We start from the raw sequence: 22,713 nt of genomic DNA, 5'->3' as shown, positions 1-22,713 counted from the left end.
TTTCCTACTGCGTAGGAAAGCCTTGTATGCAAGTTATTACAGAATAACATATGCTACATCACTTTAAGTAACTCCCTACGCTGGCATTATCCAGATCAGGTTGAGGGTCGATGTTTACTTACATCCTCTCAGCCAATTGGCTCCCCGGTCCTTAATTCGTTTTCATTGTAGCATGATTTATTTTATTGAACAAACAAAAGCATGCATAATCATTTCATTATTTTTGGAAAATAACCAACTTTTTCACCATGAGCTAATAACTGCTGTATAAATTCTTTATTAATTGCTGGTACTATCAATTCTTTTTTCTTAATCCATTCATTCGTTCTACGCGTACCCATTACAATTTCAGATTGCTGTGCTCCATCTCCTGCAACTTGAGAAGCAATTAACTCTGCTATTACTTCATTTCCCTTCGCTAATGCAAGTCCGGTATTTACATATTCTGAAAGTGGAACCATTTCAAGATTGTATCCACACTCTCCAATTAGCTGTATAAATTGTTCAAACTCAATTTGATGTGGATGACAAATATGTAACGTCTCTCCTACAATTTGCGCATCTTGTAAATACGATACAATTGATTTACTAGCAAAATCAATTGGTGTGAAATCAACTTTCCACTTCACATTTGGTGCTTTCCCAATTAATAGCATTGTTTTAATAAGACGATAAAATGCGTTTCCTTCAATATTTTGTTGGAACGAACCTGTTTCTGAATGACATGCTAAATTACCTGCACGATAAATATTTCCGCGCAAACCATTTTTCATTGCTTCACGAACAATGTTTTCCGCTTGTAGTTTACTATTTGAATATACATTCTCTAAGTCTACACTGTAATTAAAATCACCAGTTTTCATGTATGTATCCCATTGATCTACCGCTAATTCTAACGGGATACCAATTGTAGAAATAAAATGGAATGTAGCACCTTTCTCCGCTAATGCTAGCATACGGCTAGTTCCTTGGACATTTATATTTTCAAATTGTTTTACATCTCCAAAATGTCTTACATCTGCACCGCAATGAATTATCGTATCCATCTTAGAACTGATGAACATAAATTCTTCTTCGCTCATCCCAAGATACTCTTCTCCCAGATCACCAGCTACGGCCTGTATACGCTGTAACCATTCTTCACATATATCATTAAAGTAGCCTGTTAATGTATCTATAATTCTTTGCTGCACATCTTTGGTTGGTCTTACTAAACAATAAATAGTAGCAGATGTATCTCTCAACAATTCATATAATATGTGTGATCCTAAATAACCAGTAGCTCCTGTTAAAAAGACATTTGAAATCTGGGTTTCTTCCAAAACGTTTGCATACGTGATAGTATCTGGCTCGTGAATCACTTTATATTCACGAAATACTTCTTCTTTCTCTACTTTTACTTCTCGCTCAATTCGAGCTAATCCATATATCGTTCTTTCTTTAAAGAAATCTTGAATTGTTAAATGTGAGAAATCTTCTTTTAACAATGTTAAGACTCGTAATACTTTTAATGAATGTCCACCAATTGTAAAGAAATCATCATGCACTCCAACTTTTGAAATTCCTAATACTTCCGCCCAGGCGTTCGCTATTTGTTTTTCTGCTTTATTAGAAGGTGCAACATATTCTTGTAGCCGAACCGGTTCATACTTTTCTTCTAACTGAGCTAACTTCTTAACATCAATCTTTTTATTAGGTGTAAGTGGTAATTCATTAATATAAATTAGTTTAGATGGCACCATATAATCTGGTAATTGCTCTTGTAACTGATAAACTAATTCTGGTATTTCTTTTTTATTTAAAGTTGTATAGAACGCGATTAAATATTGGCTACCTTCCTTACTCTTCTTAGCAAAAACAGCATTTTCTTTTATATTATGATTTTGAGAAATTTTACTTTGGATTTCTCCTAGTTCAATACGATGTCCTCTAATTTTTACTTGATCATCTTTCCGATGTAAAAACTCTATATTTCCATCCTCTAGCAACTTAACGATATCACCTGTTTTATATATATTAACTATAGGATTAAAAGGGTTCGGAATAAAAGCTTCAATTGTTTTATTAGGCTTATTAAAATACCCTTTTGCTAATCCCACTGAATCTATATATAATTCACCAGGTACACCAATTGGACAAAGATTCATATTCTCATCCAAAATCATAACTTGATAATTAGCACATGGTTTACCAATGGGAATACTCGCAACATCCTCATTTAACTGACTAGGTATTTTATAGGTTGTCGTCACTACAGTACATTCTGTCGGTCCGTATACATTATAAATTTCAACATTTGTACCTATTCTTTCTCTCCACAATTTAATAACCTCTACAGGCAACATTTCACCACCAATCGCAATTCTTTTTAGGGAAGCTAGCTTATATATATCTTCTTCTGCTAAATAAGTTGCTACTTGTCGAACAAAAATTGTTGCTAATGCCAAGATTGAAGTTGCTTTCACTTTATAGATTGCATTTGCAAATGCCTCTACAGACAATCGCTCTTCCTCTAATAGTACATACAAGTTTCCTCCGCAGAATAAAGAAGCAAATGACTCCCATACAGAAGCATCGAAACTAAAGGAAGGAAATTGAGCAAATACATCCTCTTCTGTCAATTCATATTGCTTTTTCATCCAAGTGTACAGATTAACAACGCCTCTATGTGCTAACATCGTTCCCTTTGGATTCCCTGTTGAACCCGATGTATAAATCATATAAGCTACATCATCACAATGAATAGACAACTTTACATCTATATCTTCATAAGTTTCACTATCATACAATGAAACTGTTTGAACCCCATCACATGTTATAGGCGTCTCTTTCATCAATATAACTTTCGCTTGGCTATCTTGAATAATGTACTGTATTCTACTTTCCGGATAATCTGGATCAATCGGAACATACGCTGCACCAGCTTTTAATATAGCTACCATACTTACTACTGTGTCTATGCTACGTTTCATAAATATTCCAACATAGTCTCCTAATTGGACGCCGTTTTTAATTAACATATGAGCTATTTGATTACTTTTTTTATTTAGCTCCTCATAAGTTAAAGTACCTTCCCTTGAAGATAAAGCTATACGATTTGGAAATTGAGTAACAGTATTATAGAACATATCGACGATACTTTTCTCAGGATATACTGCTGTCGTATCATTCACTTGACTATAAAGTGCCATCTCGGCCTCTGTAATAATATTAAAATGTTTTATATGCTTATTAGTATTTTGTGATATATCAACTAAAACACCTTGTATTTGTTGTGCATAACGAGTAATCGTTGTCTCTTTCCAATTAACACTATTAAATATTATTTCTACACTTTGCATATTTTTACTAAATACAAATTGTAATGTATTCGTGTCTTTTAGCTCATAATATGTTTCACCAATAATAATAGGTGACATTTCATATAATGTATTACCGTTTTGAAACTCTTCTATTTCTTCCTCATTCATTTCTTTAATTTGCTCCAGTTGCTCTTCAATTTGTAAATTTAAACTTTCATAGGAGAGAAAATTAGAAACTTCAATAGTAATTGGAAATAAATTTCCTCTTACATGATAAAGCACGACAATATGTCTTTCTTTAGAAATATGATATAACCACGTTGCAGTCGCTCCTATTAAATCTACAATGTGAGTCAAATTTGAAAACAGTTCCGTTTTCCTTTTTATCCTAAGTTCTGTTCCTTGCACATCTTTAGGTATTTTAATACTTCCTTCTACTTTTCCTAAAAATTCTTTTACCATCTCATTATAAGAAATTGCTAATTTCATATTTATGTAAATTCCTCTCTTAAATATAATAAAGGTGTGAAAATTCACACCTTTTTCATCCCTTATTAAAGGGCAGATTCGTTCAATTCATAATCAGTAGCGGAGATACCCCCTTGATTAGAATTGAACTTTCTCCTTATTCGCTTTTAAACTCACCAATAAGCTCTTGTAATTCCTGAGAAAGCCAACTTAAAGAAGTCGCTAATTCTGCAATATCTTGTACTGATATTTCTTGCTCTTTCATGCTTTCTTCAACATTACTACTGCTGTTGGCATAAGTATTTGCAATATGTGATAATTCATTTACGACTTGAACAATATTCTGGCTATTTTGTAAAATGTCACTCGAATTACCGGAAACAGCTTTTACTTGATCTGTAACAGATTGCGCTGATTTTGAGATTTTTTCAAAGAAATCTCCACTACTTTGAACAAGCGAAATTCCAGTTTCTACTTCTTTTGAACCTTTTTGCATGGAAACTACAGCATCTTCTGTCTCAGCTTGTGTTTCACCAATCAATTTCGCTATATCTTTTGCAGACGCTTCCGTTTGTTCTGCTAATTTTCGTACTTCATCAGCAACAACTGCAAACCCTCTTCCAGCTGCTCCAGCACGTGAAGCCTCAATAGAAGCATTTAAAGCTAATAAATTTGTTTGATTTGAAATACCTGTAATTACAGTTACGATATCACTAATTTCTTTTGACCTTGTTTCTAACGAATAAATGATGGAAGATAAATCTTGTACTGCATTTTGGATTAAACTCATTTGATTAATAATTTGTCCAATCACTTCATTACCTTCAATTGAATGTTGTTCCATACCTTCAGAAGCAACCGCAACTTGTTTTGCAGCCCCAGTTATTTCTTCTACCTTATCTTCCATTCCATGTACAATTCCTAAACATTGTTGTACTGAAGTTTTTTGAGACTGTGCCCCTACTCTTAAACCTTCAATAGAACTTGCAATCTCTTGAACTGCCATGCTGTTTTCCTCTGTACTCGCCGACAATTCTTGTGAAGAAGAAGAAACTTGCTCAGCAGTTTGCCTTACTTTATCTATAATCCCTTTAAATTTTTCAATCGTGTTATTGAAATAAACATTAATAATTCCAATATCATCTGGTCTTTCTTTTAATTTAATACTTAAGTCACCTTCACCAATTTTACGTAACCCTTCTCGTAAATCTTTTAATGGAGCTAGCGAGTGACGCACGATAAAGAATTGAGTAATAGTCGCAATTGCTAATGAAATAATGATGAAGAGTAAGCCCTGTATCATAAACTTCTCTTTTGTAATAGGAACAATGGAAGCATCTAAGTCAGCCGCAATAATTGCAACAATATTGTTTTCTCCATCTGTAATTGGTTCTAATATTGTCACCCACGAACCTATTTCATCTTCATATACTTCTGTCATTTGAGCCTTTTTCGTATCAATCACTTTATCGTATGCCTTCATCCAATGAGCGGGTTGTTCATAATAATCTCCCGGCTTTATAGGAAACGCATTTGTTAACTCTGTAGTCAAACCAACGAGTTGTAATTCTCGCTTTTCATTCGGCTTTGCTCCTGTAACATACGTTTGTCCAACGCTTTTCAATTCTTTTGATACTTCATCTAATTTCTCTGTTAACTTTTCTTTTTTCACTTTTTCGGCTGTAGGATCTTTCGCCATGTCTCTAACTAATTCTACATCCAGTTTTTTCAATACTATTTCTCCTGTTTCAATAGACTGCCTTTCAAATAAAGACATCATACTATTTTGAAACATGTTGAAACTTAATGCACCCATACTTCCAACAAGTGTCAAAATAACTAATACGGTTAATAAGACGTTCTTTTGAAGGAACGATAACTTATGCCAATATTTTTTCATTAATATCCACCTTCCTTAATCAACATAAACAAAAAAACAAAATATATGAATATTTTGTTTGAAAATGTTTCTCAATATGTTCGAGAATAAAAAAAAGCCAATGTAAAAGCATTGGCCAAGACCAACCCTATCCGTCCGGTAACTGGCTAGCGTAGCCTTTCGACCTTAGCTCCTGTAGTTTTGCGTCCTCATGTTTCCATCAGTTTGCCTTTCTCGCTGAACGAGTTGAACGATATGGGAGTTCTATGAGAATTAATTTATTCTCTTTCAAAGATTACAACATATAAATCAAAATGTCTACTTATTTAGAGATATAAATACAAATTTTTAATGAATTGCTTTTTCAAAATAATTTCAAAAAGTACGTGAATGTTACTTTTTTTATGTTATATAATAAAAAATGTATAAATAACAAGGATTTCTTCGGGTATTTATTTAATTTTCATTCAAATTAAACTATTCGAATATATCTTAACTAATGAATTTCGGAGGTAGTTTATCATGTTTTGGCTACAATTTCTTACCTTGTTACTCTGTATTTTTATTGGTGCACGCCTAGGCGGAGTTGGTTTAGGAGTAATGGGTGGAGTTGGTATGGCAATACTCGTTTTTGTCTTCCACTTACAACCAACGGCGCCTCCTATCGATGTAATGCTTATGATTTTGGCAGTAATTACAGCTGCTGGTGCTTTGCAAGCCGCTGGAGGAATGGACTACCTTGTTCATCTAGCTGAAAAGGCATTACGAAAAAATCCAAAACGCATTACATTCTTTGCTCCAATTGTTACTTATTTATTTACACTTTGTGCAGGAACTGGTCACGTTGCTTATTCTGTACTTCCTGTTATCGCTGAAGTCTCTCGCGAATCCGGAATTAGACCAGAACGACCAATGTCAATTGCCGTAATTGCTTCCCAACAAGCAATTACAGCTAGTCCTATATCAGCTGCAACAGTTGCACTTTTAGCAATGTTAGCTGACTATAAAATCACCTTATTAGATATTTTAAAAGTAAGTATCCCTTCTACTTTCATCGCTTGTATGATAGCTGCATTTGTTGCTAGTAAGATGGGAAAAGAATTAAATGAAGACCCTGAATACTTAAAACGATTAAAAGAAGGATTAATTCCTAAGCTTGAAGAGAAAAAAGAATTTGTAGGTGTAAAGGGCGCAAATTTATCAGTTATCCTTTTCCTTGTAGGAACCTTCCTTGTTGTACTTCTTGGTTCATTTGAAGCACTTCGTCCAGGATGGATAGTTGATGGGAAGTTAGCCCGTCTTTCCATGCCGAACACAATTGAGATGGTTATGTTAACTATCGCGGCTCTTATTATTATTTTCTGTAAACCAAATGTAGAAAGCATTGTATCTGGTAACGTCTTTAAAGCAGGAGCAACAGCAGTTGTTGCTATTTTCGGTATCGCTTGGATGGGAGATACTTTCTTTAATGGAAACTTAAATATGATTCAAGGATCCATTCAGCATTTAGTAACAAGTGCACCTTGGCTATTTGCTATCGCACTATTCATTCTATCTATTTTACTGTACAGCCAAGCAGCAACAGTTCGTGCCTTAATGCCACTTGGACTATCTCTTGGTATTCCACCAGCGCTACTGATTGCGATGTTCCCTGCAGTAAATGGATATTTCTTCATTCCAAACTATGGAACAATCGTTGCTGCCATTAACTTTGACCGTACTGGTACAACAGGTATCGGTAAATACGTATTAAATCATAGTTTTATGATTCCGGGCCTAATTGCAACATTTACTTCTATCGGAATTGGAATGCTCTTAATTTCAATTATGTTTTAAAGAAAAAGCCCAAACCTTTATTTAAAAAGGTTTGGGCTTTTTTAATCAAATATTTGTTTAAATTTTGGGCAGTCTATTTCTTCATGTAGCACTTAAAATACTACACTTCCTTCCCTACAAACTTCTCTTTACTTCTTCAACTAATTTTCTCGTACTTTCATACGCAGATTCCGCTAAACTAATTGCTGAAATAACTGAAACACCGTCCGCACCCGCCTCTATAACTGCCGCTGTATTTTCAATTGTAATCCCACCAATACCAACGATTGGCACTGTAATTCCTTGTTCTCTAAAATAAGCTAATCCTTTCGTTCCTTGAACCGCTTTCGTATCTTTTTTCGTACTCGTTGGGAAAATAGGACCAACACCTAAATAATCCGCTCCATTTTCGATTGCAAAACGTGCTTCTTCAATTGTATGAGCAGATACGCCGATAATTTTATCTCCCATTTTTTCACGAACAGATGTAATTCCTTCATCATCTTGTCCAACATGAACACCATCTGCATCTAATTCAATGGCTAATTCTACATCATCATTTACAATGAAAGGAACACTATATTCCTTACAAAGCGTCTGCAATTCTTTTGCAAAGCGCACTCTATCTTCTCCGATTAAAGAACCTTCCCCCTTCTCGCGAAACTGAAAAATTGTCACTCCACCATCTAACGCTTCTTTCAATACAGCTAAAGGATCCCTCGTGCAGTTATTACTTCCCATAATAAAATACACTTGCAATAGCTTAGACATTTTATCTATTTCAATGCGTGCCATTTCTTTCACTCCCTCTTACTCTAACTCCACAATCTTCCCATACTTCTCAATATCACCTGAAGTTGTATTCGCTAATTGATTTAAAAATTCAATTTGGAAACTACCAGGCCCTTTTTCTACCGCCTTAGCAGCTGCCAGTTCCGAAGCTACACCATAAAACGTTAATGCGGCTACTGCTGCTTTTACATAATCTTTTTCCACTGCTACAAATGCTCCTATTACAGAAGTTAGTAAACAACCTGTTCCCGTAACTTTCGTTAAAATAGGGTGACCATTTCGAATAACAATAGTTCTCTCTCCATCTGTAACAACATCTTCTTTTCCAGTAATGACCGCAACTGTATTTAGTTCATCTGCTGCCTGCTTTGCAATACTTACAACATTGCCATTTCCAGTACCAGCGTCTACCCCTTTAATTTCCCATTTCTCATTAATAACATTTGCTATTTCAGCCGCATTTCCGCGGATAATTGCTAAATCTATTTCGGCTGGAATATGTCTCGCAACTTCTGTTCGATACGAAGTTGCTCCTGCACCAACTGGGTCAAATAGTACTGGCACATTGTTCGCATTTGCTGATTTACCCGCGAGTAACATCGCTTCTACTTCTTCAGGACGAAGTGTCCCCATATTTAATACTAACGCTCCAGCAATGCTAGCCATTTCTGCTACTTCTTCTTTTGCATACGCCATTACAGGCGATGCTCCAAGTGCCAACAAACCGTTAGCAGTAAAATTTGTTACAACAACATTTGTAATATTATGAACGAGCGGATTAGATTCTCTCACCAAATCCACTACTTTACTAATTTCTTTCATATTCATCCTTTTCATCTCCTAACTATAATGGTGGGAGATACACAAAAAGACACTTTGCGCGTACGCAAAGTGCCTGAACATGTGCTTTTACACTCTCCCTACGCTGGCATTATCCAACAGGTTCAAATGGTCAATGACGGACTAGTAGCCATACTCTCAGTTTGTATCCACAAACTCCCATGTGCTTATTATTCATCTACTTCAAAGTCTACTCTTATTCTACTAAAATAACAAGTTCTTTACTTTTCTATTTAATATAGAAGCAACCTATATAACAATAAACATAATCAAGTGAAACTTTAATCAGTGAGTGTTTTGTTCATCCCACTAAAAACCGATCAAATATGGAGCGAAACTGAATCTCAAGAAGATGTATGCTATATTTAACTTATGGAAATTTGAAAGGATGTTTTTAATATGTCAAAAAGCGTTGTAATCGCTGAAAAACCTTCCGTTGCACGAGATATTGCTCGTGTACTTAAGTGCGATAAAAAAGGAAATGGCTACCTTGAAGGTAGTAAATATATTGTAACTTGGGCTTTAGGTCATCTCGTTACATTAGCAGATCCAGAAAGTTATGATGTGAAATATAAAAAGTGGAATTTAGAAGATTTACCGATGCTACCTGAGCGTTTGAAATTAACGGTTATTAAACAAACTGGTAAACAATTTAATGCTGTAAAAAGTCAGCTACTTAGAAAAGATGTAAATGAAATTATTGTAGCAACAGACGCTGGACGTGAAGGGGAATTAGTCGCACGCTGGATTATCGATAAAGTTAAGCTAAATAAACCAATCAAACGTTTATGGATTTCTTCTGTAACCGATAAAGCAATTAAAGATGGTTTTGCAAATTTAAAACCAGGTAAAGCCTATGACAATTTATACGCTTCAGCAGTTGCACGTTCAGAAGCTGACTGGTATATCGGTCTTAATGCGACTCGTGCTTTAACGACTCGCTTTAATGCCCAGTTAAATTGCGGCCGTGTACAAACCCCTACTGTTGCTATGATTGCTAGTCGTGAGGATGAAATAAAGAACTTCAAAGCTCAAACTTACTACGGCATCGAAGCTCAAACAATGGAGAAGCTCAAACTTACTTGGCAAGATGCAAATGGCAATAGCCGTAGTTTTAATAAAGAAAAAATCGATGGTATTGTAAAAAGTTTAGATAAACAAAATGCTACTGTTGTGGAAATTGATAAGAAACAGAAGAAGTCATTCTCTCCTGGTCTTTACGATTTAACTGAATTGCAACGTGATGCAAATAAAAAGTTCGGTTACTCTGCTAAAGAAACATTAAATATTATGCAAAAATTGTATGAACAGCATAAAGTACTAACGTACCCTCGTACAGATTCACGCTACATTTCATCTGATATCGTTGGAACACTTCCAGAACGTCTAAAAGCATGTGGTGTTGGAGAATACCGTCCCTTCGCACATAAAGTATTACAAAAGCCTATCAAACCTAACAAATCATTTGTTGATGATAGTAAAGTAAGCGATCATCATGCGATTATTCCAACAGAAGGATACGTTAACTTCGCAGCATTCACAGATAAAGAACGCAAAATTTATGATTTAGTTGTAAAACGTTTCTTAGCTGTTTTATTCCCAGCATTCGAATACGAACAACTAACGTTACGCACAAAGGTCGGCAATGAAACATTCATTGCACGCGGAAAAACGATTTTACATGCTGGTTGGAAGGAAGTATACGAAAATCGATTTGAAGACGATGATGTAACTGATGACGTAAAAGAGCAGATTCTACCTCACATTGAAAAGGGCGATACATTAACTGTAAAGTTACTTATGCAAACATCAGGTCAAACGAAAGCACCTGCACGCTTTAATGAAGCAACTTTACTTTCAGCAATGGAGAATCCTACAAAATATATGGATACGCAAAATAAACAACTTGCTGATACGTTAAAATCGACTGGTGGATTAGGTACTGTAGCGACACGTGCAGATATTATCGACAAACTTTTCAATTCTTTCTTAATTGAAAAACGTGGTAAAGATATTCACATTACATCAAAAGGTCGTCAATTACTTGATTTAGTACCAGAAGAATTAAAATCACCTACACTAACTGGTGAGTGGGAACAAAAACTTGAAGCAATTGCAAAAGGAAAATTAAAGAAAGAAGTATTCATTTCGGAAATGAAGAACTATACGAAAGAAATTGTTGCTGAAATTAAATCGAGTGATAAGAAATATAAACATGACAACATTTCAACGAAGTCTTGTCCAGATTGCGGTAAACCAATGCTAGAAGTAAATGGAAAAAAGGGGAAAATGCTCGTATGCCAAGACCGTGAATGTGGTCATCGTAAAAATGTATCTCGTACAACAAATGCTCGCTGTCCGCAATGTAAAAAGAAACTAGAATTACGTGGTGAGGGTGCAGGCCAAATTTTCGCATGTAAATGTGGCTATCGCGAGAAATTATCAACATTCCAAGAGCGACGTAAAAAAGAATCTGGAAACAAAGCCGATAAACGCGACGTTCAAAAATATATGAAACAACAGAAAAAAGAAGAAGAACCATTAAATAACCCATTCGCGGAAGCATTAAAAAAATTAAAATTTGATTAAACAAAAAGGTTCCTACCTCTATCGGTAGGAACCTTTTATTTTAGTGAATGATTTTACTTCCTTTTGCATTCTCAACAAATTTTTCACTTGATTTGTTAATTGGTGTTTTCAGTAATAACGCAGCAACAATCATAACTACTACGAAAGCACTTAACACAAGTAAATCTCGCGTTACGATATCCCAAAGCATTCCACCAACTGTTTCACGAATTGCGCTAATTGCGTATGTGAATGGTAAGAACGGATAAATCGCTTGGAAGAACGCTGGTGTCATTTGGATTGGGAATGTTCCGCCCGATCCTGCTACTTGTAGTACAAGTAAAATAATCGCCATCGATTTCCCAACGTTTCCGAAAATAGAAACGAGTGAGTATACGATACAAACGAAGACTCCACCAATAAATAAACTAAATAACACAAACCAGAACTTATCGACTACGTACGTACCGAGTAAGAATATATCTCCCATCGATACGATAAACGCTTGTGAAAGACCTATCGTTAAGAATGTTAATAAACGTCCGAAGTAAATTTCATGGCTCTTATAATTCGCGCCCTCTTCGTGTACTTCTACCGTTAATAATGAAACCATTAATAATGCGCCTACCCATAATGCAAGCACTGTATAGAATGGTGACATCGCTGAACCGTAGTTCGGCATCGCAAATAATTTATTTTCTTTTAAATTTACTGGATTCGCAAAGTAATCACTTTGCTTCTCAACATCGTTTTTCAATAAGCGTATGATGTCTTTTAAATCCTCTTCAGATTCAAAATCACGAATTTTATCTGCTAATTCTTTAATCTTTTTCTCAGTCTCCGGCATTTCAGCTTTAATGTCTACTAATTTCTTTCTACCGTCTACTAAGCCTTTTGATGAATCTTCTAGTAATTTTTTAACATCTGGAAGCTTTTTGTCTGCATCATTTAAAATTTGAGTTGTATTTTTCGACATCTCTTTTGTACGAGCAATTGCTGTATTGAAATTAGGTACAATTTCTGAATCATACGTCGATAATACATCTGTTAATTGAGCTGATCCGCCCTTCGCAGCGTTGTTAATACTTTCAATTACATCTTTTGTAGGTTTCTGGCCATTGTTAAGAAGTGTAATTCCCTTATTCGTTGCCTCTACACCTTTTTGTAAGCTGCTTTTCGCTTTGTTTAATTTTGCGATTCCATTATTAAGGTTTTTATCACTATTTACATCCGCTAAAACCTTATTTGTACTTTCTAGAACTGGAATCATATCATCAATTAAACCGATTCCAGATTGGAATTGACCATTTAAGCTTTTCAAGGCTTCCTTCGAACCTTCTAAACCATTAATACCTTTGTTTTGTACATCCTCTAGTGCTTTTTGGACACTAGATTTAGTACTTTCTAGACCATTTTTCGCTTTATCATAATCAGCTTTTGCATTATCGTATATTTCATTCGCATTAGCTTTCGCTTGATCTACTGTGCTAACTGCTTTTTTATAATCTGCTACAAACGTTTCATTATAATCTTTTTCAGCTTGATCAATTAATGCATTTGCTGCATCTAATTTTTGATTTGCTACATCTGTTACATCTTTCTTTACTTCTTGTCCTGTACCGATAACATTTACAATATCTTTAATACCGTTGTTTGCATTTTCCATACCACTTTTCAGCTTAGTTAGGCGATCCACTCGCCCTTGGAAAAAGCTTTTTCCAAAATCAGTCGTCGCTGAGTTTTGAAGTTCAGTAAATACATTAATAAGATACGAAATACCTTCTGTACGAGCTTGCAATTGATTTGATACTGCATTTAAATCTTTCTTTGCTTGTTCTGGATCAAACTGACCATTTTGCAATCCATTTAAAACACTTTTCCCATAAGCTGTTCCTGCACGTGATGAGCTTAAAACATTATTTACTGTTTGATTAATATTTTGCGCTATACTTTTATATCCGTCATTATTCAACTTAGAAAGGTCCGGTCTTGCAGGGAATTCAGGTAATCCATTCATTCCAGAGAAATCAGGAATATTTAAATCCACACCTGGATTCATTAAAAAGTTAGTAAATACAGCTGCACTATCCATAACGCCTTTTGCTGCTACTAAATCATTTCTTATCGTTCCTGGAGCGTTTTTTAATGTTTGATCTTGTCTTGCAAAGAACTTATCTAAATTCGCCAATGCTTCCTGCCCATCATTTATTACACTCTCTACAACAGGTAAATCTTTCTGCGCCACTTTCACAATATCTTCTGCTCGAGTCGCATCATCTAACGCCTTATCCATGAGTGTATTCATTTCTGGGAACTGCGCTTCTAACTTAAATACAAGATCTTTTACTTTTTCGATACTTGGTAAGTTTGTTTCTAAATCGATTCCAAGGTCATTGAAAATTTTAAAAATCTCACCGTTTGCTGTTTTAACAAAGTTTTTACTAATTTCTTCTGTAATACCTGATGCACCTTTTGCTGTAATCTTCGGTGCAATCGCGTTTACTTTTTCATTCACATAGTAATCCAGTTCTGGTTTTTTCGGATTTTCATCCAGAACAGTTGCGATTTTTTCAGAGAAGTCTTTTGGAATCGTAATACTTGCATAATAATCCCCACGCTCAACTCCGTAAATTGCTTGTTTTTCATCTACAAATTTCCAGCCAAGATTTTTGTTTTTCTTAAGGGAGTCTACAATCTCTTTCCCGATATTAATATCTTTCCCTCTTAAATTAGAACCTGCATCTTGGTTAGAAACTGCAATGGGAACCTCTTTTGTATTTCCATATGGATCCCAAGAAGCTTTAATGTTAAACCATGCATATAACGATGGTAAAATCATTAATCCTAAAACAATAACAATTGCAGCCCAATGTTTGGCTACATTCCGTAAATCTGTCTTATAAATACGCCAAATTTGTTTCATAGAAGTTATCACCTAATTATATATTTTTCCTTCTTTAGAAAATGATACATGCATTTTGCAATTATATCACTTTCTACATCGTGTATTAACCAAAAACGTACTATTTTTTCCCATTAACTTTCACTTACTTCATTATATAACGAAGTGAGTCAAAGTATGAATACAAAATGACCAAATCGGTTTTACATTCAATAATAACAAATATATATGAAATGTCATAAAAAATACAAGTATTTTCTCTTGGAAATACTTGTATTCCTAAAAAAAATCCTCACAGCTTTTATTCTCTGTGAGGATTTCTTCTATTATATATCCAATTGAACCTCTACACCGAAATGATCTGAAATTACATTTCTGTTTGTACCATTAAAAATAACTTTTGAAGAATGAACTTTTTTACTTTGGTTACACAATATTAGATCGATTCGCAAATTATGTTTATTTTCATCCCAACCAGCAATCTCACCTTGGACAGTCGTTCCTTCATCCTTCTCTATTGCTAATTCATATGTGTCATACAACCCTTTTTGCATCATATACTCATAACCTTCGCCTTCCAACCGAGCATTGTTATTAAAATCCCCCATTAAGAAGGCGAGCTTATTGCTATCTACACGCTCCATCAAACGATCGACTTGACCTTCGAATAACTCTTCTTCATCATTCCACCAACCGAGATGGCAAGAGTAAAACGTTATATCCTTACCATTATAAGCAATTGTTGCACTTACAATTTTACGCGTTTTCCAATACGTTGTATCCTCGTTTTCTGAAATAAAGAACGTATCTTCTTTTATAATATTATGCTTCGTTATAATCGCTAATCCTTCTTCATACACGTCATAACCAATATGAGAGAAATCCCAAGTAATATTGTAATCTTTTACATGTAGCGCTTTTAACTCTTCTAATAGTAAAAGTCCAAAATTATCTTCTTTCTTGTTACCGCATACATTTTCAGCTTGTATGGACTGACTTACTTCTTGCAATGCGATGACATCGTACTCTTCTTCTTGAATTACTTTAGCAAGGTATTGTATCTTTTCTATTTGATTCTCTTCTTGCCAAGAATGACAGTTTAAAGTTAGCAATTTCATATTATTACGCACCTAACATATCTTGAATGTCTGACTTTAACACGTCAGCTTTCGGACCATATACCGCTTGTACACCTTTATCTTTTACAATAAGTCCTAAAGCACCATTTTGTTTCCACTGTGCTTCTGGTGCAACAACATCTAAATCTTTTACTGTTACACGTAAGCGTGTCATACAAGCATCTACGTCAGCAATATTTTCTTTTCCACCTAATAAATCGATAACTTTTGTTGCTAGTGAACCGTCTTGTACATTTCCTGTTCCTTCTGATGCCTCATCTTCATTATCAATATAGTTACCTGCACGCCCTGGTGTTGGTAAATTGAATTTTTTAATTAAGAAATTAAATAGTGTAAAGTTAAGACCGAAGAACACTAATGAAACAATAACAAAGTTGATTAAGTCTCTTGTTAAACCTGCGTTAACCATCATTGGTGTACGAGTAATTAACTCAATAAATCCAAATGCATGAACACGTAAGTTAATTAAATCAGCTAGCGCGAATGCAAGTCCTGTTGTAATAGCATATACAACATATAATACTGGAGCAATAAACATGAACATGAATTCAATTGGTTCTGTTACACCTGTTAAGAATACTGCTAATGCTGCTGATAAAAACATTGGTTTATATTTTGCACGCTTTTCTTTATCCACGTTACGGAACATCGCAAATGCAATCCCCATTAACGCTGCTGTTGAGCCGATAACTTGTCCAGCTTTGAAACGAGCTGGTACAACGTTATTTAATAAATCGTTATATGCCTTCGTATCTCCATTTGCTAGTAAATTATTTAAATCTGTAATCCATGCAAGCCATAATGGATCTTGTCCTGCTACAACTTGTCCAACTTTTGAACCAGTTAACATCGTATATGTTCCGCCTAGCTCTGTATAGTTCATCGGAATCGTTAACATATGGTGTAAACCAAATGGTAATAATAAACGCTCTAACGTTCCATATACAAACGGTGCAACAACTGGTGCGCTATCTTTTGAAGCTGCAATCCAGCGACCAAATTCATTTAACCCACTTTGGATGAATGGCCATAGAAGTGATAATACAATCGCAGTAACTGTAGACCAAAGAATTACAACGAATGGTACAAATCGTTTTCCATTAAAGAATGCTAATGCCTGTGGCAGTTTATTATAGTTATAATATTTGTTATATAAAGTAGCTCCTAAGAAACCTGTGATGATCCCTACGAACACTCCCATGTTTAATGCAGGTGCACCAAGTACAGAAGTAAAGTAATCTTTTACAATTAAATCTCCCGCTATTACTGAAGAAACTTTCGCTTTTGAATCCGCTAACATTTCAGCGTTTACGCCAAATATAGCTCCTGTAATTCGGTTTGTTAAGACGAATGCTAATAGCGCTGCAAATGCACCACCCGCGCGATCTTTCGCCCAAGATCCCCCAATTGCTACTGCGAATAAGATGTGTAGATTTGTAATGATTGCCCAACCGATGTCTTCCATTACGCGAGCGATTGTATGAACTGCGTTAACATCCCCAGCAGACATACCAATTAACTTACCGATGGAAATCATTAAACCAGCTGCTGGCATTACGGCTACAACAACTAATAAAGCTTTCCCGAACTTTTGCCAAAAATCAAAAGACGTAATTTTCATCTGTTCTTCCTCCCCTTTATTTATAACAACATAATGATTTAAATTATAATTTCTGTTCCCTTTATGAAAACGATTCCTTATGTTACTTTATTTTTATCTTTACGCAACCGTTTTCATAAATCTATTTTAATAAAAGCGTTTTCACTTTGCAATAGAAATTTATTTTTTTTCATAAAAAAAGATGCTCAAAGAGCATCCTTTTTTTATTATGAAATGCGATAAAGCCTTGTTTCATAAGGTTTTAAAGCAATTGTTGTTACTTCTTCATGTTCCGCAACTTCATAGTTATTTAAAAGCAAACGTTTGCGTTCTAGTGCAAATGAACCCTCATTATACACAGCTTCCTCTTTTGAGATATTACTAATTACAATGACTTTTTCATCCTGTAACGTACGTGTATATGCATAAATTTGTGGATCGTCTTCTAAAAGTAAATCGTACGTACCATAGTTCAGTACATCGTGCTCTTTTTTCAGGGCAATCATTTTCTTATAGAAATTGAAAATAGACTTTTCTTCATTTTTTTGCTTTTCAACATTAATTTCTTTGTAATTTGGATTCATGCTAAACCAAGGTGTACTTGTTGTGAAACCAGCATTCATCTCATCATTCCACTGCATAGGTGTACGTGAATTATCGCGGCAAGAAGCCCATATAATCTCCATCATATCTTGATGTGGTACGCCCTCTGCAATTTTCTCGCGATATAAATTTTTAATTGCTACATCATCGTAATCTTCAATATTTGGTAACTGAACATTTGTCATACCAATTTCTTGGCCTTGATAAATAAACGGTGTACCGTGCATAAAGAAATACATCGCTCCTAGAGCTGTTGCACTTTCACGCCAATATTGTTTATCATCTCCCCATGTTGAAACGATACGTGGTTTATCGTGATTCTCAATATATAAAGCGTTCCATCCTTTATTTTCTAATCCTTTTTGCCATTTCGTTAATACTTTTTTCAATCCTACAACATCAAGGTCTTTCTTCTTCTCTGCATCCCATAAACTTAAATGTTCAAATTGGAATACCATATTGAACTTACCTTGCTCTTCTCCAACCCATAGCTCAGCATCTTCAATCTTAACACCATTTGCTTCACCAACAGTCATAATATCGTACTTAGAGAATGTATTTTCTTTTAGCTCTTCTAATAAAGGTTGAATACCTTTCACATTCATATGTTTATCAAAAGATGGCACATATTTTAACTCTTTTGGATTTGGCATATCCTTAAAGCCTTCTTCTTTTTTAATATGACTGATCGCATCAACGCGGAAACCATCAATACCTTTATCAAGCCACCAATTAACCGTATCATATAGTACTTCGCGAACTTCTTTATTCTCCCAGTTCAAATCTGGTTGTTTACGTGAGAATAGATGTAAATAATATTGTTCTGTTTCTTCATCATATTCCCATGCCGAACCATTAAAAATACTTTCCCAGTTGTTTGGCTCCGCACCATCTTTACCATCATGCCAAATATACCAATCACGCTTCGGATTATCTTTAGATGAACGTGATTCAATAAACCATGGATGTTCATCACTCGTATGATTAATAACTAAATCAATAATAAGCTTCATATCACGCTTATGAACTTCATCTAGTAAAGCATCAAAGTCTGCCATTGTACCAAACTCATCCATAATATCTTGATAATCACTAATATCATAACCATTATCATCATTAGGCGACTTATACATTGGACAAATCCAAATTACATCTATACCTAAATCTTTTAAATAATCCAGTTTTGCAATAATACCTTGTAAATCTCCAATACCATCACCATTTGAATCCATAAAGCTTCGTGGATAAATTTGATAAGCAACCGCTTCTTTCCACCATGTCTTATTCATAGTCATTCTCTCCTTTTGCATCCCATCGGAATTTTATGCAAACGTTTTCGTAACACTATCATAACAAAATATGAACAGTTTGCAACTGTTTTCATTGAACTCTATGTAGATTCTTTATTCTTATGCTTTATTTATTTCTCACAAAGGTAAATCTCATTCTTCACCTCTTCTTGAAACTGGTAGCCCCTCTCTCTTTATAGAAGAAGTTCCTTATATAAAGGCTGTTGAATTTTTTAATAGCGGTAACATCCCTGAAAATTTCAAGCGCTCTGGTTCCTATGTCTATAAACCTATTCCCCTTAAAGGCATTCAAATCATGCAATACTTTCTTTCTCATGCACCAAATAAAGATGCTAGTATTTGGCATCAATCGCTCATAGGTGCTGTTGAAAATATTTCGCCGAATAAAACGGCTTATTTTCATCGTAAAGCAATTATTGCTCAAGAATACATTACCTCTTGGAAATGCGATGATGAAGAAAATCGAAATATACGCTGGGTTAAAGGTTTACGAGAAAGCTTAGATCCTTATACACTAGGTGACTATGTGAACTGGCCCGATATCGATATTAAAAATTGGCAAACTAGTTATTATGGCTCTAACTTTCACAGATTACGTAAAGTAAAAACCATGTATGATCCTTGTGATGTTTTTCATTTCCAACAAAGTATTCCTCCTTTTCATACGTGAAAAAAGGGGATAACATAAAAAAATCATCCAATATACCGTTACCTCGCAGTATGTTGGATGATTCAAGTTGATTTTCTATATCGTTTCAAATTCTTGCTCCTACTCATAAACTTTTACTTACAGATTAATTGTATTTCGTATCATTTTCATGCAATGAATGTAATTTAATATTTGGTACTTTATCTTTTTCAATACCTCTATTATAAGAAACAGGAACTTGAAATTCGAATTGCTTTGTCTCATGTTTTTGTAAATAGACTGGTTTCGGTACTGGATAGCTTTTTGAATTCTCGTTTGCATTATCGTATAAAACAACTTTTAATGCTTGTGAATGATTACGATAATTTTTTAAAGTAACAATGCACTTCGGTTGGATATTCTCTCCATTTTTCTCCATTCTACACTGGCTATCTTCTTTTTTATATTCTATTGCTTCTACCCCTGTTTTTCCTGCGTAGTACCATGTTTTATTCAATGTCTGGAGGATTGTATTTAAAATAAACGGCATCATTACAATCAAAATACTAATGCCTACTACTTTTATCTTATTCGTTTTTCTAAATGTACTAGACTCCTTTTTTCCTAGCCATTTTAAAAATAATATAAATGCAATTACATGTAGTATGAAAGAAACAATCAATATATTTGAGACTTTATAATCCATATAAACATACGTATGTATCGGAACCTTATAGACATTGAATAGTTTTTCCCCAATTAATTCATTATCATTTGGAATTTTTAATAATAACAAAACCCCTATACTGTAACAAATAGCTACTAATCGATCATACTCAATACGAATCATTCTTTCTCCCCTTCACTTTGTATTTTATTATCGATTTTAGCTATTATTACCATACTATACAATCTTTTTATAGAGGATAACGTAAAAAAGTTCCTTATAAATATATAAAGAACCTTATTAATATACACTATGAATTAAAAAATCAATATACAATTTTCACATAGAGATTTCTTCAAAATATGTTGGATCATGTATTGTAATTTTTTTATCTAAAATTGTAACAATGCTATCATTTTTTAATTGTTTTAATACGCTGCTAACTGTCTCTCGAGATGTTCCAGATATTTTAGATATTTCAATTGTTGTAAGTGGACATGAAATTACAATCTTTTCTCCACTCTGTTCTCCTAAATCCTGCATTAAATAATTTAACGTTTGGATAACACGATCTTGTGCATTAGGAATTGTAATATTTTGCACTCGATTTTCGTTCAATTTTAATATAGATGATAATTGCTGAACAACGTACATCAATTGCGTTCTGCTGGACTTTACCATATCTTCAAAGATTACCGTTGGAATATAATATACCTCCACATCCGTCATTGCTTCTGCTGTATAGTTATATCCTCTGTCTGTAAACATACCACCATAAGGAAAAATAGAATATCGCTTTACATAGTCATCGTATAATAAGTTCCCATTTTGATTAACCCGCTCTAACTTTACAAAACCATCTAACATGAAGTAAATTCTTTCTCTTGAATCCCCTTCTAAAAATAAAAATTGACCTTTTTTATAAGTTCGCCAATAAACAAACTCTGTTAAGCCTTTCAATTTTTTTTCTGTTAAATGAGCAAATAATTCGAACTGCTTTAAGTCTTTCACTACGTTCCGTCTATTCATAAAATTCCCTCTCTCTTGCTGTATGTTGGAGCGAAAAAATCAAGAAAGCGTATTCAATTTGAATTTTATCATAATTAACTTACATATTCAGATTTCATCATGAAAACTTTATGAACAATGAGTACAAAAAATATTAATAAATAAAAAGAATGAAGTTACTAACTCCATTCTTTTTTACTACTAAGTAGCGTACATAAGAATTTAAACATACATGCATACATTCTGTTTTGAAATAATAGTACCAGCTTTTTCTTCTAGTGCTTCATATACTTTTTCTAAAGACGTAATAATTGTTTTTCTTTTTGGATTTGTATTAACAAAATTAATAGCAGCTTCAATTTTTGGAAGCATGCTTCCCGCAGCGAATTGTTGTTCTTCAATATATTCTTCTAATTGATTCACTGTGACATGCCCTAATTTTTTTTGATTCGGTTGATTATAATTTACATACACATGATCAACTGCAGTTAAAATAACGAGCGTATCGGCATCTACTAATTCTGCTAATTTCTGTGCAGCGAAATCTTTATCGATAACCGCTTCAGTTCCTTTTAACCCTTCTTCGGAATCAATTACTGGAATTCCACCTCCGCCAACAGCTATCACTATGTTTCCATCTTCGACCAAAGAATTAATCACTTTATGTTCATGAATACTTACAGGCTTCGGTGATGGAACAACACGTCTCCATCCTCTACCAGCATCTTCTTTAAACACTGCTTTTGTTTCATCCATTAATCTTCTGGCCTCTTCTTCTGTATAAAAAGGACCGATTGGTTTAGTTGGATTTTTAAATGCCTCATCTTTTTTATCCACAACAACGCGTGTTATAACCGTTGCTACGTCTTTTTTTATATTCCGTTTTTTCAATGCCTTTTCAATCGCATTTTCCATCCAATATCCAATCATTCCTTGGCTCATTGCCCCACAAGTATCTAATGGCATTGCAGGTGTCTTTTCCGTTTCTGCAGCTTTTTGCTGTAATAAAATATTCCCCACTTGTGGGCCATTTCCATGCGCAATTACTATATCCACATCATTTTCCATTATTTTCACAAGTTGTTCTGCCGTTTTTTCCAACGCTTCTTGCTGCGCTCCCGCAGTAGCTTCTCCAGACTGTATCGCATTTCCCCCTAGTGCAACTACAATTTTTCTTCGTGCCATATTCCAG

General features: G+C 34.4%; 13 protein-coding genes, 1 pseudogene and 3 riboswitches. Of the genes and pseudogenes, 3 read left to right on the top strand and 11 right to left on the bottom strand.

The features are described 5' to 3' along the window. Positions 1-55: 55 nt before the first annotated feature. Positions 56-157: riboswitch (TPP riboswitch) on the bottom strand. A 52-nt stretch (positions 158-209) separates the two neighbouring features. Next, on the bottom strand, positions 210-3,791 hold the full coding sequence (locus tag DN407_RS02215; RefSeq protein ID WP_149215972.1) for a non-ribosomal peptide synthetase family protein: 3,582 nt from the start codon (positions 3,789-3,791) through the stop codon (positions 210-212). A gap of 136 nt (positions 3,792-3,927) precedes the next feature. Further along, the gene (locus DN407_RS02210; RefSeq protein ID WP_000761081.1) at positions 3,928-5,670 is read right to left on the bottom strand and encodes a methyl-accepting chemotaxis protein; all 1,743 of its coding nucleotides are present in this window, start codon (positions 5,668-5,670) and stop codon (positions 3,928-3,930) included. Between the two features lie 134 nt (positions 5,671-5,804). Further along, a riboswitch (cyclic di-GMP riboswitch) is annotated at positions 5,805-5,889 on the bottom strand. 282 nt (positions 5,890-6,171) lie between these two features. On the opposite strand from DN407_RS02210, the gene DN407_RS02205 reads away from it, so the two are divergent. Continuing rightward, on the top strand, positions 6,172-7,485 hold the full coding sequence (locus DN407_RS02205; protein WP_149215971.1) for an anaerobic C4-dicarboxylate transporter family protein: 1,314 nt from the start codon (positions 6,172-6,174) through the stop codon (positions 7,483-7,485). Between the two features lie 114 nt (positions 7,486-7,599). Here DN407_RS02205 and thiE read toward each other — a convergent pair whose 3' ends face one another. Both thiE and thiM read right to left on the bottom strand, forming a co-directional pair. Beyond that, a complete protein-coding gene (gene thiE, locus DN407_RS02200; RefSeq protein ID WP_000090961.1) occupies positions 7,600-8,259 on the bottom strand; it encodes a thiamine phosphate synthase in 660 nt (219 codons plus the stop codon). A 15-nt stretch (positions 8,260-8,274) separates the two neighbouring features. Then, the gene (gene thiM / locus DN407_RS02195; RefSeq protein ID WP_149215970.1) at positions 8,275-9,084 is read right to left on the bottom strand and encodes a hydroxyethylthiazole kinase; all 810 of its coding nucleotides are present in this window, start codon (positions 9,082-9,084) and stop codon (positions 8,275-8,277) included. Between the two features lie 72 nt (positions 9,085-9,156). Then, positions 9,157-9,269, bottom strand: a riboswitch (TPP riboswitch). Positions 9,270-9,495: 226 nt separating this feature from the next. Between thiM and topB the strand changes: the two genes are divergently transcribed. Beyond that, entirely contained in the window at positions 9,496-11,685 is a 2,190-nt protein-coding gene (topB, locus tag DN407_RS02190) for a DNA topoisomerase III (RefSeq protein WP_000047299.1), read from the top strand. A gap of 40 nt (positions 11,686-11,725) precedes the next feature. Here the strand turns inward: topB and DN407_RS02185 are convergent, their stop codons facing one another. From DN407_RS02185 to DN407_RS02170, 4 genes are all read right to left on the bottom strand, one after another. Beyond that, a complete protein-coding gene (locus tag DN407_RS02185) occupies positions 11,726-14,587 on the bottom strand; it encodes a YhgE/Pip domain-containing protein (protein WP_000810074.1) in 2,862 nt (953 codons plus the stop codon). 305 nt (positions 14,588-14,892) lie between these two features. Continuing rightward, on the bottom strand, positions 14,893-15,684 hold the full coding sequence (locus DN407_RS02180; RefSeq protein WP_000771984.1) for an endonuclease/exonuclease/phosphatase family protein: 792 nt from the start codon (positions 15,682-15,684) through the stop codon (positions 14,893-14,895). Positions 15,685-15,688: 4 nt separating this feature from the next. Beyond that, entirely contained in the window at positions 15,689-17,326 is a 1,638-nt protein-coding gene (locus DN407_RS02175) for a PTS transporter subunit IIBC (RefSeq protein WP_000705560.1), read from the bottom strand. Positions 17,327-17,532: 206 nt separating this feature from the next. Further along, a complete protein-coding gene (locus DN407_RS02170; protein WP_001044699.1) occupies positions 17,533-19,197 on the bottom strand; it encodes a glycoside hydrolase family 13 protein in 1,665 nt (554 codons plus the stop codon). Between the two features lie 154 nt (positions 19,198-19,351). On the opposite strand from DN407_RS02170, the pseudogene DN407_RS02165 reads away from it, so the two are divergent. Beyond that, positions 19,352-19,888 (top strand): annotated as a pseudogene (locus DN407_RS02165) (BBE domain-containing protein); the annotation flags it as partial. A gap of 124 nt (positions 19,889-20,012) precedes the next feature. Here the strand turns inward: DN407_RS02165 and DN407_RS02160 are convergent. From DN407_RS02160 to arcC, 3 genes are all read right to left on the bottom strand, one after another. After that, complete coding sequence (locus DN407_RS02160; RefSeq protein ID WP_000619194.1) at positions 20,013-20,696, bottom strand: hypothetical protein; 684 nt, start codon at positions 20,694-20,696, stop codon at positions 20,013-20,015. 156 nt (positions 20,697-20,852) lie between these two features. Further along, entirely contained in the window at positions 20,853-21,542 is a 690-nt protein-coding gene (locus tag DN407_RS02155; RefSeq protein ID WP_001081905.1) for a Crp/Fnr family transcriptional regulator, read from the bottom strand. 201 nt (positions 21,543-21,743) lie between these two features. Continuing rightward, on the bottom strand, positions 21,744-22,706 hold the full coding sequence (arcC, locus tag DN407_RS02150; protein WP_097796293.1) for a carbamate kinase: 963 nt from the start codon (positions 22,704-22,706) through the stop codon (positions 21,744-21,746). Positions 22,707-22,713: the final 7 nt, after the last annotated feature.

This window comes from Bacillus sp. JAS24-2 (assembly GCF_008274905.1).
GTDB classification, from domain to species: Bacteria; Bacillota; Bacilli; order Bacillales; family Bacillaceae_G; genus Bacillus_A; species Bacillus_A cereus.
Note: the sequence above shows the minus strand (reverse complement) of the source record. Positions and strands in the feature narration are given on the sequence as shown.